Source organism: Lysobacter sp. HA35 (assembly GCF_054061195.1).
Genome location: NZ_JBSSDY010000001.1, coordinates 1,196,933 through 1,211,783, shown reverse-complemented (window position 1 = coordinate 1,211,783; position 14,851 = coordinate 1,196,933). Strand labels below are relative to the sequence as shown.

Genomic DNA, 14,851 nt, shown 5'->3' with positions numbered 1-14,851 from the left:
CGCCGACTCTGGGGACGCGGCGACGTTCCGCGACGCACCAAGGGACGCATCGGGGCCGCGCAGGGACGAACGGTGGACGGCTGGGACGGACGCATCGCGTCCCGGTGGGGCGAACGGTGACAATGCGCGAATGAACGAAGCCACCCGTCCCGCTGCCGATTCCGACTGGGCCCGTTTCCAACCCTGGCGGCCGTGGCTGGAGTACGGCTTCTGGATCGGCCTGTTCGTGATCAACGCGGTCGCCAACAGCATCACGTCCAACCTCGACCTGCACCGCGCGCACGTCGACGTCCGCGACTGGGAGCCGGTGATCTGGGAGCTCAGCAGCAACTTCATGATCCTGCTGCTGGTCCCGACCATCGTCGCCTTCACCCGCTGGCGGCCGATGGAGTTCGCCAACTGGCGACGCCGGCTCGGCGAGTACTTCGTCGCAAGCCTCGTCTGGTCCGCGCTGCACGTCGTCGGCATGGTCGCGCTGCGAAAGGTCGCCTACGCGGCGCTGGGTGGCCATTACGACTTCGGCAACTGGCTGATCGAAAGCGGCTACGAGTACCTGAAGGACGTGCGCGGCTTCGCGACCATCGTGCTGACGATCGAGGCCTACCGGCTGTTCCTGCGCCGCCTGCAAGGCGAGGCCAGTCTGCTCGGCACGCCCGACGACGCCACCCCTGCGGAGACGGTCGCCCGTCCCGAACGCTTCCTGGTCCGCAAGCTCGGCAAGGAGTTCCTGGTACCGGCCGCGGACATTGAATGGCTGCAGGCCTCCGGCAACTACGTGAACCTGCGGGTGCGCGGCCGCGACTACCCGCTGCGCAGCACGATGGCGCAGATCGAGGAATGCCTCGACCCCGCGACCTTCCGCCGCGTGCACCGCAGCTACATGGTCAACCTCGACCGCATCGAACGCATCGAGCCGGTGGACTCCGGCGACGCGCGCATCGTGATGCAGGACGGCGCGTCGGTGCCGTGCAGCCGTCGCTATCGCGCCGCGTTGCGTGGGGATGGGGTGGTGTCGGCGGCGGCGTGAGTTAGCCGCCTCCCATTGCAGCGGTTCCAGCGAACGCCACGTCGCGGGCTCGCTTACGGACCACACGCGGCGACGTCGATCGCCCTGTTCAGCCACTGGCTGACGGTCGCGCTGCTCAAGCGTACGACCATGCCGGCCGATATCGACGACATGCGATTCCCGGTCGTCCGTTTCCTGCTGCTCGCCCTCGTCCCCTCCCTGGCGTTCGCCACCGGGCGGGTCGACGACATCCTGCGCGAGCAGCACCGCCACGGCTTCCGGTCGGCGGCGGCTGCGATCGAGCAGCTGCAGGCCGCGGACGATCGCCCGACAACGACGTCCACGCCGGCATCTCGCATGCGCTACTACGCGGCGGTGATGCATCTCGCGGTGACGTCGCGTCGTCCGCGCATGGTTGCCGCTGCGCGCGAGGCGATGGCCGAACTCGAACGCATGAGCGCCGAAGGTTGCACGCGTTGCGCGGATGAACTGCGCATCGCGCGCGCATCCGATGCATTGACGCGTCGCGACACCGATGGCGCCGAACGCTACCTGCGCGGCCTCGACGCGCGTGTGCCGGACGAAAGCGACCTCGCGTATCGCCTGCACTACGCACGCGCACGGCTCTACAACCTGCGCGGCAATTACGTCGGCGGTGTCGCCGAAGCATTGCGTGCGTCGGAACTCGCGGAGCGCGCGGGCGACACCGCCGCCGCGTTGATGAGCCAGGCGTTGATGGTGTCGATGAGCACCGCGCTCGCCGACTACCAGCGCGCGGAAGCGATCGGCCGCCATGCGTATGCGCAGGCGCGCGAGATCGGCTTCGGCTTCGCGATGGCATCGCTGCGGCTCAACATGGCGTACACGTATGGCCGCAGCGGTCGTACCGACGACCAGCTGCGCGCGCTCGAAGAAGCGATCGCGCTGTCGCACGATCAGGAAGGCATGGAGGAGTTCGAGGCCATCAGCCTGTCGAACCTCGCCGATCACTGGCTGATCGTGAAGGACTACGGCAAAGCGCTCGACGCCGCGCGCAAGGGCGATGCGCTCGCGCGACACACCGACGACCCGCGCAGCCTGTCGTATGCACTGACCAACGAAGGCGTCGCGATGGCGCACCTCGGCGACCCCGAGGGCGGCCTGCGTCGCGTGCACGAAGCGGTCGCGATCGCCGAGCGCACCGGAGCGCGTGGCGACGTCATCGGCATCAATGGCGAGCTGGTCGGCATCCTCAAGATGCAGGGCCGCTATCGCGAAGCATTGGAAGCGATGGAGCAGGTGGCGTCGCTGCAGGCGGACCTCACGCGCCAGGAACGTGACAAGACGCTGTTGGAAATGCAGGAGCGCTATGCCGCGCAGAGCCGACAGCGCGACATCGATCGCCTCGCTGCTGCGAACCAGATCAAGCAGGCGGAACTCGCCGCGCGCACGTGGCAGCAACGGCTCTGGGCGGCGCTCGCGCTGGTGCTGGCGCTCGCTGCGGTGCCTCTGGTGCGGCTGACCAAGCGCGTGCGCAACGACAACCAGCGCCTATCGGGTGACGTTGCGATCCTGTCGGAGCAATCGCTGCACGATCCGCTCACCGGCGTCGCCAATCGTCGTCAGTGCCATGCGCTGATGACGCGCTACGCCGCCGCCGACGCGACCATGCCGGTCGGCCTGCTGCTGCTCGACGTCGACTTTTTCAAGAAGGTCAACGATGCGCTCGGCCATGCGGCCGGCGATCGCGTACTCATCGAGATCGCCACGCGCCTGCGCACGCTGGTACGCCAGGACGACGCCGTGGTGCGCTGGGGCGGCGAAGAGTTCGCACTGCTTCTGCCGGGCATCGGCGACGACGCACTCGCGGCGCTTGCGTCACGCGTGTTGCAGGCGATCGCGTCGGCACCGTTCGATCTCGGCGGCCACCGCGTCGATGTCACGGTGTCGATCGGTGCGGTCGTGCATCCGATCGGCCCGCGCGGTGAATGGGAAGAGGCGATGCACGTCGCCGATCTGGCGCTCTATCTGTCGAAGTCGGGCGGACGGAATCGCGCGACCATGGTGCTCGACGTCGCCGCGGATGCCGACATGGCGTCGCTCGCCAGCGATCTCGCCTCGGCGCAGGCACGCGGCGACGTGCGCCTCGATTCCGTGACCGGCCCGGCGACATCGTCATCGACCGTGACCGCCGTCGCGAGCGCGATGCCGGCGTAGTCACAACGCGCGACCCGATTGCTGACTCACTCAGCAATCCCATCGCCGTGTTCATCAAGCGCTGGCCGTGCAGGGCCGATAAACGGGCGAATGACCCGGATCCGACTCGCACTCGCGCTTCTTCTGGTGTCCGCCGTAGCACGCGCGGAAACCGTCGACGCGATTCTTCAGGACGTGCACGTCCACGGATTCGTGCGTCCGCAGAACGTGCTGCAACGCCTGTACGCGGCGGACGACAAGCCGGGCGACAAGGCGCCGCTCGCGGCTCGCGCGACCTACCTGATCGCGGTCGAGGGCCTGGAGCGACAGCAGGACGCGTTCGATCGCGCGGACCCGATACTGGCGCGCATCGACGCCATGGCCGCGAACGAACATTGCGTGCCCTGCGATCTCGCCGCGCGGCTTTCGCGCGCGCAACGTGCGATCGGGGTCGGGCATACGTCGGAAGCGCAGGCGATCATCGCGAGTGCGGAGCCGCTGTCGCTGCGGTCCGGCGACGTGATGCGGCTGGAATACCTGCTGACGCGTACGCGAGTAAGTGACCTGCGCACCGAGATGGCATCGGGCATTGCGGATGCGGTGCAGGCGCGGTCGCTGGCGGCGCGTCACGGTTGGCCGGCGGACGAGGTGCGCGCAATGAGCCCGATGATCGGCATGAATGCCGACCTTGGCGATTTCGCGCGTGCCGAAGCATTGGGCCGAGAGGCGTACCAGCTCGCCGACCGCATCGGCTTCGTCTACATGGAGCCCTACCTGCGCGCGCAGCAGGCGTACACCTACAGCATGCGGGGCGAGGGCGAGGCGCAACACCAGGCGCTGCTCGATGTTCTGCGGCTTGCCGGCGACGACCCGTCGATGCGCGAGCTCGTCGCGATCAGCCTCGGGAATCTCTCCGACTACTACCTGCAATCGAACGAGCCGGCGAAGGCGCTGGTCGTCGCCGAACGTGCGCGTGCGATATCGGCGTCGGAGCACGACGACAACGGTGTCGCCGTCGCGGGCGCGAATCGCGGCATCGCGCTGGTGCGGCTCGGTCGTTTCGACGAAGGCATCCGCGAACTGCGTGATGCGAAGACGCTGGCCGAACGCATCGGCGCGCGCACCTACCTGATGCCGATCCTCGACGAGCTGGTGACCGCCTACGAAAAGGCCGGCCGCCTGATCGAAGCGGTGGCGACGATGCGCGAGCAGCTGCATCTCAGCCAGGAAATGGTGAAGCAGGAACGCGACAAGGCGGTGCTCGAGCTGCAGGAGAAGTACGCATCGGAGCGTCGCAGTCGCGAGATCGAACGCCTGTCGATCGCCAACCGCGCGCAGGCCGCGGAGATGGACGCGCATCGCTGGCAGCAGCGGCTATGGTCGACCGTCGCGGTGCTGGCGCTGCTCGCGCTCGCTGCGTTGCTGACGTATCTCTCTCGCGCACGCAACGACAACCGCAAGCTGTCGGGCGACGTCGCGGTGCTGTCCGAGCAGTCGATGATCGATGCCCTCACCGGCGTCGCGAATCGCCGCTGGTGCGAGGCGGAAATGCGGCGTCGCGGCGGCGCGCCGGTCGGCCTGATGCTGCTCGACGTCGACTTCTTCAAGCGCGTCAACGACACGTGGGGCCATGCCGCGGGCGATCGTGTACTCGTCGAGATCGCGCGTCGCCTGCGCACGCTGGTGCGACAGAACGACGCCGTGGTGCGTTGGGGCGGCGAGGAGTTCGTGTTGGTATTGCCGGATGCTGCAGGCGAACGACTCGCACAACTCGCAGAACGTGTGATGCAGAACGTCGCCGGCGAGCCTATCGACATCGGCGGCCAGTCGGTGACGGTGACCGTCTCAATCGGCGCGGTGATGTCGCCGCTGCAAGAAGGCGTGGACTGGCAGCACGCGATGCACGTCGCTGACCTTGCGCTCTACATGTCGAAGGCGGGCGGCCGCAATTGCGCGACCTGTGTCGCCGAGGTCGCGCCCGATGCAGACGTCAGTCAGATTGCCGGCGACCTTGCCGGCGCGGCCGCACGTGGCGATGTCACCTTGCAGATGGTGGACGGCCCGTCGCCTGCACGACCGCAGGCCGTGCGCACCGTCTGATCACTTCTCGACGAATGCGCGCTCGAAGACGTACTGGCCGGGCGTGCCGATACGCGGCGCGGCGGTGAAGCCGCGCGAATCCAGCAGCGACCGGAAATCCGCGAGCATCTGCGGGCTTCCGCAGATCATCGCGCGGTCGTGTTCGGCGTCCAGCGGTTCGATGCCGAGCTGCTCCATCATCGTGCCGGCGGCCATCAGGTCGGTCAGCCGGCCGCGATGGTCGTTGCCATTGAGCTCGAATGGTTCGCGCGAAACGGCCGGGTAGTAGAGCAACTTCCGCGCGATCTGCTCGCCGAGGAATTCATGGCGCGGCAGCTCGTTGACGATGTAGTCGCGATACGCGAGGTCCGCCGCCGAGCGCACGCCGTGGCAGAGGATCACGCGCTCGAAGCGCTCGTAGGTTTCCGGATCCTTGACGATCGACAGCCACGGCGCGAAGCCCGTTCCGGTGCCGAGCAGGTAGAGATTGCGTCCGGCATGCAGGTCGCTGATCAGCAGCGTGCCGGTGGGCTTGCGGCCGATGAGCACGGTGTCGCCCGGCTTGATGTGCTGCAGGCGCGAGGTCAACGGGCCGTTCTGCACCTTGATGCTGAAGAACTCGAGCTGCTCTTCCCAGTTCGCGCTGGCGATGGAATACGCGCGCATCAACGGACGCCCGTCCACCTCCAGCCCGATCATCACGAACTGGCCGTTGTCGAAACGGAAGCCGTCGTCGCGCGTGGTGGTGAAGCTGAAGTAGGCGTCGGTCCAGTGGCGGACGTCGAGCACGGTTTCGGTGCCGAAAGGCGAGGACATCGGCGGGCAGGCTGCGGTGGGGCGCGAATTTTAGCCGACCGGCGCGCCCGGGCCGTCGTCGCCCTGCGTTCCCTCAATCGCGGCGGTGGCCGCCGCTTCGCCCAAGGTGGGGCGAGCGGCGTCGCGCGCGACCTCGCGGGCGATCGGATCGAACGTCTCGGGGCGGATCAGCCCGATCGACGCCGCGTGCTCCGCAATGGCGCGGCTGTCGCGTGCGCGAATCATCGGGACGCGCGTGCCGGCGACACGGCCGATGTGCGCATCGACGGCCACGTCGCGCGGCGAATCGAGGTCCGGGTCGACGTCGCGGATATAGATCGCGGCGATGCGGTCACCGAATTCCTGCGCCGCCTCGGCGTACAGGCCGGCGTCGGCCTGGCCCGAATCGCCGAGCAGCACCCAGCGCAGCCGCGGGAAGCGCCCCACGAGTTCGCGCACGCGGTCGAGCTTGTGGCCGTGGCCGGCGGACTTCAGCAGCTTGGTCGGGTCTAGCCCGAAATCGCGCAGGAACATCGGCCCGGCAGGCAACGCGTTGAGCCGCATGAATTCGTCGAGCAGGTCGTAGAGATTCCACGGCGAACTCGAGACGTAGAACAGCGGCACGCGACCGCGGCCGTCGATGCCCGACTGCAACGCCTGGTAGAGCAGCGCCGCGCCCTTCAGCGGCTTTCGCGTGCGCGCGTTGTGCAGAAAGGTGAGCTGCGCGGCCGTCGTCCAGTCGGTGATCGAACTGTCGAGCACGGTGTCGTCGATGTCCGAAATGACGCCGACCTGCACGTCGTCATGCACGTAGAGCACCGGCTGCGACGTGGGGATGCGGCCGTCGGCGAGGCTCGCAGTCGCTTCGGACCAGAGGCCGACAGGCGCGTCCGGTGCGGGCACAGTCGCCGTGTAGTAGCCCTCGTCATCGGTCACGGCATCGGCGCTGTAGGGCCCTGCCCGCAGCAGCAATGGCACGCCCGGCACTTCGGACGTGAGGAAGCGGCCGACCGAATGCTGCAGGTTGCGCCAGCGCGACTCGTTCTCGGTGGGGCCGCCTTCCGGCGCGTCGGCCAGCACGCGGCCGCGCAACTCGATGCCCTGCGCGTCGCCCCAGCCGCAATAGGCGGCGATGTGGGCGGGCACGCGCGGCGCGATGCGGCGTCGCAGGCCGTCGACGGCGTCCTCCATTGCCGAAAGCGCGGCGAGGACGGGATTCGGGGCAGGGCGATCGGGTGTCGTCATGACCGCAAAAGATAACGGCCGGACCCGTGAGGATCCGGCCATCATGTTTTCAAGCGCGTGCGATCAGCGCGTGGCGACGATCGTGCGGTTCGGACGGTTCGGGCACGCCAGGTAGCGCGATTCGTGCAGCCACTTGCTGTCGGGGTAGTACGAGAACACGAACTGGCCGCCCTTGAGCGTGTCGATGATCTCGTGCGCGACCTGCGCGCGCACCGCAGGGCAACCCTGCGAGCGGCCGAGGCGGCCGACCTTCTGCACCATCGACGGATCCACGTACCACGCGCCGTGCATCACGATCGCGCGCGAGCGCGCGTTGTCATTGAAGCCGCGGTCGAGACCGTCCATGCGCAGCGAATAACCGTTGTGGCCTTCGTACGTTTCGGCGGTGCGGAACAGGCCGAGGCTGGTCTGGTGCGTGCCGTCGAGGTTGGAGAACGAACGTGCGTAGTTCTCGCCGCTACCGGCACCGTGCGCGACGTACTCGTTGTAGAGAACGCGCGTGTTGTGCAGGTCGAACACCCAGAGGCGCTTCTGCGACGACGGCATCGAGTAGTCGATGACCGCGAGCTTCTCGCCGGAACCCGTGGCTTCGCCGGTGCTCATCGCGCATTCGCGCGCTTCGAGCGCCATCTCGATGACCTTCGGGTTCGCACCCGGCGCGAGCGATGCCAGGCGCGAGGCCAACGACATCGACGGCGCGGTCTGCACGGGCGCGGTCATCGGCGCGAGCGGCGCCGACGGCTGCAGTGCAGGCGTGGTGGTCGGATTCGGTTCCGCCGGAGACAGGGCCGGCAGAAGGCAGCAGGCGATGGCCGAAGCCAAGGCGAGGGAGGTACGCATTCACAGACCCCTTCAACAGACGCTTCAGGGAGGTGCATTCCCGGTGAAGCTTTCCGTCTAGGTTAGGCCCGTGAGCGCTGCGTGCAAGCGGCCGGATTCAGGCTGGTTCAGCCTGCCTGTTCAGTGAAGGCCACGCTCCTCTTTCGGACGTGCGCGATGATCGGTGAGCAGCACGCTGACCACCACGAAAAGCCCGAGAAATGCTGCGATCAGAAACAGGATGATCGCGATGGCGGGATAGCCGAAGAGCCGCGACCCGTTGTCGACCCGCATCATCAGCGCCGACGAAACGAGCAGCGCCGCGATGATCAACCCGACGGTGATCCTGTTCGCGATCTTCTGCATGTTCTCCATGAGCTTCGAATCGTCGAGCCCGTCCAGCCGCACCTGCAGCCGGTTGTCCGACAGCAGCGTCAGCAGGTTGTTCAGCTTGCGCGGCGCCTCGCGCACGAGGCCTTCCACTTCGATCAGCTCACCCGCGAGCCCGGCCGGCGACAACGAGCGACGCAGGCGCTTGCGCATCACGTCCTCGAGGTGGTCGCGCACCACGTCCTTCGCATCGAAGTCGGGATCGAGCGCGTCGCAGATCGATTCGAGGTTGAGCAGCGTCTTGCCCAGCAGGCTCAGCTCGGGCGGTGTGCGCAGGCCGCATGCGGTCGCGATGCGCGTGAGGTCGAGCACGAGCCTGCCTTCCGACACCGTGCGTCCGCCCGAACGCGCGGCGTACGACGCGACGAGCTGGCCGACCTCGCGCATGTAGCGCTCCTCGTCGAAATCCTCGAGGCGCGTGGAGATCGAAATGCCTTCGATCGCGACGTCTTCGCCGCGTCCATCGACCGATGCGAACAGAAGCTTCAGCAGGCGGTCGCGACGCTTCGGCGGCACGTGCGCGATCATTCCGAGGTCGAAGATCGCGAGGCGTCCGTCCTCCATCAGCAACAGGTTCCCCGGGTGCGGATCGGCGTGGATTTCGCCGTAGACGAACGCTTGGTCGAGGTAGGCGCGCAGCAGAGCGCCGGCAAGGTCGCCGAGCCGCTCCTCGGTGCGGCGCAGGCCGCTGATGTCGGTGACCTTCTGGCCGCGCACGAGGTCCATCGTGAGCACGCGCTTGCCTGACAGGCTCCATACGGGTGTCGGTACGACGAGCTGCGGATATTGCTCGAGGCGTTCGCCGAAGCGCTGCAGGTTCTCGGCTTCGAGGCGGTAGTCGAGTTCGGCGAGCAGCGCGCGGCCGAACTCGTTGACCCAGTCGCCGAACTTCAGGCGGCGGCCCATGTCGGTGCCGCGGTCGATCTTGCCGGCGATCGAGCGCAGCGCTTCGAGGTCGTTGCGCACGCTCGTAATCGCATCCGGGCGCTGCACCTTCACCGCGACTTCGCGGCCATCGCGCAGCACGGCGCGATGCACCTGCGCCAGCGACGCGCTGCCGAGCGGCTCGTCGTCGAACTCGGCGAACAGCTTGTTCGGCCGCACGCCGAGCTCTTCCTCGATCACCTGCCGCACGACCTCCGACGACAACGGATCGACGTTGTCCTGCATGCGCTCCAGCGCGGCGAGGTAATCCGGCGGCACCATGTCCGGGCGCGTCGAAAGCGCCTGGCCGAGCTTGATGAAGGTGGGGCCGAGCGCTTCGAGATCGTCGACGAACTGCTCGGGCTTGCCCGGTTCGCCCACCGACTCGTCGACGCTGGCCTCGACGTCCTGCAGAACGGCATCCTGGTCCAGCCCGCTGAAAATTCCGGCGCTGCGGTACTTGAGCAGGAACTTCAGGATCTGGGCCGTACGCGCAATGCCGGTGGTCTGCTCGGACATGAAAGGTCTCCGTGGGTCACGCAGCCTAAGCGGCGCACCGTCAACGCTGTTTCATGTCGGCCGCGCGAACCTGTACGGATGGAAACCTCAGGCACGCTCTGGACCATCGGCCATTCCACGCACCCGTGGGAGGCGTTCGTCGACATCCTGCGAAAAGCGGAGATCAAGGCGGTGGCGGACGTGCGCCGCTTCGCGGGGTCGCGACGGCACCCGCAGTTCGGCAGCGACGCGATGGCGGCCGCGCTGCCAGAAGCGGGTATCGAGTACGTGCCGTTTCCGGACCTCGGCGGACGCCGTGCGGCGCGGCCGGATTCGCCGAACGTCGCATGGCGCAATGCCGCGTTTCGCGGTTACGCGGATTACATGGAGACGCCGGCGTACGAGCGTGCGCGCGAGCGGTTGGCTGCGCTTGCGACATCGAAGCGGACGGCGGTGATGTGCGCTGAAGCGGTGTGGTGGCAGTGCCACCGATCGCTGATCTCCGACGACTTCAAGTCACGCGGGTGGACGGTGCTGCATCTGCAGGCCGGTGGGCGGGTGCAGGAGCATCCGTATACGGGCGCGGCGAGGGTGGTGGAGGGGAGGTTGGATTATTCGGGGGATGAGGGGGTGCAGCGGGGGTTGTTTTGAGCGTTTGCGGGGACACGTCATGTAGGAGCCGGAGCGTTTCGTCCGCTCACGCGGCCGAGTCACTTTTCTTTGCTCGTGCAAAGAAAAGTAACCAAAAGAAAGCACTTTTCCCCGACGGATCTACAGCCCGCGATCGGGTCGCTCTGTCGCGATCGCCACACTCGGCATCCTGCCTCGGGTGGCGACGGCCGACGTCCTGTCGGCCGCCCCTTCGGGGTCTTAACGATTTGCGCGGCTGTTGGGGCGATAACGAGGAGCTGCGTCGTCGACGGCACGCGCTTGGGACGCGATGTCAAAGCAGCAAAGCTGCACAGAACGCGATAAGTCGAGAACGATCGGGGCACAGGGCTGCAGAGGCGACAGGGCAGGCGTCAGGGGGCGCAATAGCGACTCCGGGCCGCGAACCCAATCGTGGGACCCGAAGGGCGGCGCACATGGATGTGCGCCGTCCGCACCCGAGCCAGGATGGCGAGTGTGCGGATCGTGGAAGACTCACACGATCGCGCGCTGTAGATCTGATCGGGGAAGGTGCTTTCTTTTGGTTACCTTTTCTTTGCACCAGCAAAGAAAAGTAACTCGGGCGCGTCAGCGCACGAAACGCTTTCGCACTCGCCGGATAACGAAGCAACGCGCCGCGTTACTTCCCCTTAGCCTTAGCAAACGCATCCGCCAACGCACTATTGACCACCGCCGCCTGCGGCTTGCCCTGCGGTTTAGGCGCCGGCCCAAGCCTACGTTCCTGCGTCGCTCGCGTTACGCCCGGCTGCGGCCGCCCCGCATCACGATCATTCCGCGGCGCACGCGGTGCCGCATCGTCCAAACGACACGTCAACGCAATCCGCTTGCGCGCGACATCCACCTCCTGCACGCGCACCTTGACGATGTCGCCGACCTTCACCACGTCGCGCGGGTCTTTCACATACGTGTCCGACAACGCGGATATGTGCACGAGCCCGTCCTGGTGCACGCCGATGTCGACGAACGCACCGAACGCCGCGACGTTCGTGACGACGCCCTCCAGCACCATTCCAGGCTTGAGGTCCTTCAGGTCCTCCACTCCATCGGCGAAACGCGCGGCCTTGAACTCAGGGCGCGGGTCGCGGCCCGGCTTCTCGAGTTCCTTGAGGATGTCGCGCACGGTCGGCACGCCGAAACGGTCGTCGACGAACTGTTCGGCGCGCAGGCCGCGCAGGAACACGGCGTCGCCGATCAGGCCGCGGATCGGCTTGCCGGTCGACGACACGATGCGTTCGACGACGGGATACGCCTCGGGGTGCACCGAGCTCGAATCCAGCGGCTCGTCACCGTCGGCGATGCGCAGGAAGCCAGCGCACTGCTCGAACGTCTTGTCGCCGAGGCGCGGCACCTTCAGCAGCTCCTTGCGCGACTTGAACGGGCCGTTCGAATCGCGGTGGCGCACGATGTTGTCGGCCACCGTCGAGCTCAGGCCCGACACGCGCGCAAGCAATGCGGCGGATGCGGTGTTCACGTGCACGCCGACCGCATTCACGCAGTCCTCGACGCGTGCATCCAGCGCGCGCGCCAGCTTGTACTGGTCGACATCGTGCTGGTATTGGCCGACGCCGATCGCCTTCGGTTCGATCTTGACCAGCTCGGCCAGCGGATCCTGCAGGCGACGTGCGATCGACACCGCGCCGCGGAGCGAAACATCCACATCCGGAAACTCGCGCGACGCCAGTTCCGACGCCGAATACACCGAGGCACCGGCTTCGCTCACGACGATCTTGGTGAGCTTGAGTTCCGGCGCTAGCTTGATGAGATCGGCCGCGAGCTTGTCCGTTTCGCGCGATGCAGTGCCGTTGCCGATGGCGATCAGTTCGACGCCGTGCTGCTTGCACAGGCGGCCGAGCGTCGCGAGCGACTGGTCCCACTGGCGCTTGGGTTCGTGCGGATAGATCGTGTCGGTCGCGACCAGCTTGCCGGTGCGGTCGACCACGGCGACTTTGACGCCAGTACGCAGACCCGGATCGAGACCCAGCACCGTGCGCGCGCCGGCGGGTGCTGCGAGCAGCAGATCCTTGAGGTTGTCGCCGAACACGTTGATCGCTTCCAGCTCGGCGCGTTCGCGTGCCTGCGCGGTCAGGTCGAGCATCAGGTGCAGGTGCAGCTTGGCCTTCCACGTGAGTCGAGCGCAGTCCATCAGCCACTGATCCGCGGCGCGGCCTTCGTTGCGGATGCCCGCGTGCTTGGCGACACGACCGGTCGCGATGAGATGGCCGGCGTCGGCATCCGTGCCCGGATCAAGATCGAATTGCAGGAATTCCTCCCGACGCCCGCGCAGCAGCGCGAGCATGCGGTGCGACGGAATCTTCGAGATCGGTTCGGCGTGGTCGAAGTAGTCGCGGTATTTCGCGCCTTCGTTCTCCTTGCCTTCGATCACCTTGGAACGCACGACGCCGACCTGCGACAGCCATTCGCGCAATTCACCAACGAGTGCCGCGTCTTCGCCCCAACGTTCCATCAGGATCGCGCGCGCGCCATCGAGGGCGGCCTTCGCATCGGCGATGCCTTTGTCGGCATCCACAAACGTCGCCGCCACTGCTTCGGGCGACTGCGTGGGATCACCGAGCAGCGTGTCGGCCAACGGCTCAAGCCCGGCTTCGCGCGCGATCTGCGCACGCGTGCGGCGCTTGGTCTTGTACGGCAGGTAGAGATCTTCGAGGCGCGCCTTGCTGTCGGCGGCCAGCAGGTCGTTGCGCAGCTCGTCGGTGAGCTTGCCCTGTTCCTCGATGCTCGCGATGACCTGCACGCGGCGGTCTTCGAGCTCGCGCAGGTAGCCCAGGCGCGTTTCGAGTTCGCGCAGCTGGATGTCGTCGAGGCCGCCGGTCACTTCCTTTCGATAGCGCGCGATGAAGGGCACGGTCGCGCCCTCGTCGAGCAGCGCGACGGCCGCTTCCACCTGTCGGGCCTGTGCGCCGATTTCCTCGGCGATGCGGCGGGCGATGTGCTGGGCGGTGCTGCGGTCCTGCATGGGTGCGTCGACATCCGGATGGGCCGGCGATTGTGGGCGCGCGCGCCGGGGGCGTCGACGTTGACAGCGCTGCAGCCGTGTGGGACCGACGCGCGATCTGCCGTGTTCAGCGAGCCGGGTCGATGCGCAGCAGTTCGCCGTTTTCGTCGTCGGTCAGCACGTAGACCGCGCCGTCGGCCGCGACGCGCACGTCGCGGATGCGTGCCTTGCGGTCCTCCAGCAGCCGTTCCTCGCGGACGATGCGGTCGCCGTCGAGCTGCAGCCGGATCACGCAGCGGTCAGCGAGGGCGCCGAGAAACAGGCTGTCGTTCCACGGCGAGCCGGGATGTCCGGTGTAGAACGCCATGCCGGACAGCCCCGGGGATTTCAGCCACACGTGGTACGGCGATTCCATGCCCGGCACGTCGGTGCCCTTGGTTTCCGGATACGGGAACGGCGTCGCGTAATCCTTGCCGTGGCTGGCGATCGGCCAGCCGTAATTCTTGCCGGCCTGCGGCAGGTTGATCTCGTCGCCGCCGCGCGGGCCGTGCTCGGCTTCCCACAGTCGGCCCGTGCGGGGATCGACCGCCAGCGACTGCACGTTGCGATGCCCGTAGCTCCAGATCTCCGCGCGTGCATCGCTGCGGCCGGCGAACGGGTTGTCGGGCGGCACTGCGCCATCCAGCATCAGCCGCACCAGCTTGCCCTGCAGCACGCCGAGATCCTGCGCGCGCATGCGCTGGAAGCGCTCGCCCTGGCTGATGAACACGTGCCCGTCGCGATCGAAGGCGACGCGCGAGCCGAAGTGGTTGGGGCCTTCGAGCTTGGGCTGCTGTCGATAGATGACGCGGAAGCCGGTCAGCGCCATACCGTCGAGCACGCCGTAGCCGGCCGCGGTGCCGGCCGTGCCATCGGGGCCGGGTTCGGCGTACGTCAGGTAGACGCGGTGGCTGCTCGTGAAATCCGGCGCCAACTCGACGTCGAGCAGCCCGCCCTGGCCTTGTGCCCATACCGTCGGCACGCCGGTGATCGGTGCAGACACGCGACCGTCGCGCTCGACGTAGCGCAGGCGCCCGGGGCGCTCGGTCACGAGGAAGCGGCCGTCGGGAAGGAAGGCCAGCGCCCAGGGGTTTGCCAGCCCGCCGGCGATTCGCGTGACGCGAATTTGGCCCGCCGTCGCGGCGGTCTGCGCGGGCGCGGACGTCCGTGCAGCGGGCGCGTCGCCGGCCCGACAGCCGCTTGTTCCAGCAGAAATCAGAAGGAGCGCGACAAGGGCTGCGTATCGCATGACGGCACCG

The 14,851-nt window shown here is 67.4% G+C and carries 10 protein-coding genes; 4 read left to right on the top strand and 6 right to left on the bottom strand.

Features of this window, described 5'->3' with window-relative positions:
• The first annotated feature begins 130 nt into the window (after nucleotides 1-130).
• From ACVWZN_RS05935 to ACVWZN_RS05925, 3 genes are all read left to right on the top strand, one after another.
• Nucleotides 131-1,027: a LytTR family DNA-binding domain-containing protein gene (locus ACVWZN_RS05935; RefSeq protein ID WP_456953014.1), complete on the top strand. Its 897-nt coding sequence runs from the start codon at nucleotides 131-133 to the stop codon at nucleotides 1,025-1,027.
• A gap of 15 nt (nucleotides 1,028-1,042) precedes the next feature.
• A complete protein-coding gene (locus ACVWZN_RS05930) occupies nucleotides 1,043-3,202 on the top strand; it encodes a diguanylate cyclase domain-containing protein (RefSeq protein WP_456953013.1) in 2,160 nt (719 codons plus the stop codon).
• A 90-nt stretch (nucleotides 3,203-3,292) separates the two neighbouring features.
• Complete coding sequence (locus ACVWZN_RS05925; protein ID WP_456953012.1) at nucleotides 3,293-5,281, top strand: diguanylate cyclase domain-containing protein; 1,989 nt, start codon at nucleotides 3,293-3,295, stop codon at nucleotides 5,279-5,281.
• Here the strand turns inward: ACVWZN_RS05925 and ACVWZN_RS05920 are convergent, their stop codons facing one another.
• From ACVWZN_RS05920 to ACVWZN_RS05905, 4 genes are all read right to left on the bottom strand, one after another.
• Nucleotides 5,282-6,076: a ferredoxin--NADP reductase gene (locus tag ACVWZN_RS05920; protein WP_456953011.1), complete on the bottom strand. Its 795-nt coding sequence runs from the start codon at nucleotides 6,074-6,076 to the stop codon at nucleotides 5,282-5,284. It abuts the gene before it with no gap.
• A gap of 30 nt (nucleotides 6,077-6,106) precedes the next feature.
• Complete coding sequence (locus ACVWZN_RS05915) at nucleotides 6,107-7,300, bottom strand: App1 family protein (protein WP_456953010.1); 1,194 nt, start codon at nucleotides 7,298-7,300, stop codon at nucleotides 6,107-6,109.
• Between the two features lie 63 nt (nucleotides 7,301-7,363).
• Nucleotides 7,364-8,140 (bottom strand): murein L,D-transpeptidase catalytic domain family protein, encoded by a 777-nt coding sequence (locus ACVWZN_RS05910; protein WP_456953009.1) that lies wholly within the window; start codon nucleotides 8,138-8,140, stop codon nucleotides 7,364-7,366.
• Nucleotides 8,141-8,260: 120 nt separating this feature from the next.
• Nucleotides 8,261-9,952: an ABC1 kinase family protein gene (locus ACVWZN_RS05905; protein WP_456953008.1), complete on the bottom strand. Its 1,692-nt coding sequence runs from the start codon at nucleotides 9,950-9,952 to the stop codon at nucleotides 8,261-8,263.
• A 78-nt stretch (nucleotides 9,953-10,030) separates the two neighbouring features.
• Between ACVWZN_RS05905 and ACVWZN_RS05900 the strand changes: the two genes are divergently transcribed.
• Nucleotides 10,031-10,582, top strand: coding sequence for a DUF488 domain-containing protein (locus ACVWZN_RS05900; RefSeq protein ID WP_456953007.1), 552 nt, complete (start codon nucleotides 10,031-10,033; stop codon nucleotides 10,580-10,582).
• Nucleotides 10,583-11,219: 637 nt separating this feature from the next.
• Here ACVWZN_RS05900 and ACVWZN_RS05895 read toward each other — a convergent pair.
• Both ACVWZN_RS05895 and ACVWZN_RS05890 read right to left on the bottom strand, forming a co-directional pair.
• Nucleotides 11,220-13,574 (bottom strand): Tex family protein, encoded by a 2,355-nt coding sequence (locus ACVWZN_RS05895; RefSeq protein ID WP_456953006.1) that lies wholly within the window; start codon nucleotides 13,572-13,574, stop codon nucleotides 11,220-11,222.
• Nucleotides 13,575-13,680: 106 nt separating this feature from the next.
• Nucleotides 13,681-14,841 (bottom strand): PQQ-dependent sugar dehydrogenase, encoded by a 1,161-nt coding sequence (locus tag ACVWZN_RS05890; RefSeq protein WP_456953005.1) that lies wholly within the window; start codon nucleotides 14,839-14,841, stop codon nucleotides 13,681-13,683.
• Between the last annotated feature and the right edge of the window lie 10 nt (nucleotides 14,842-14,851).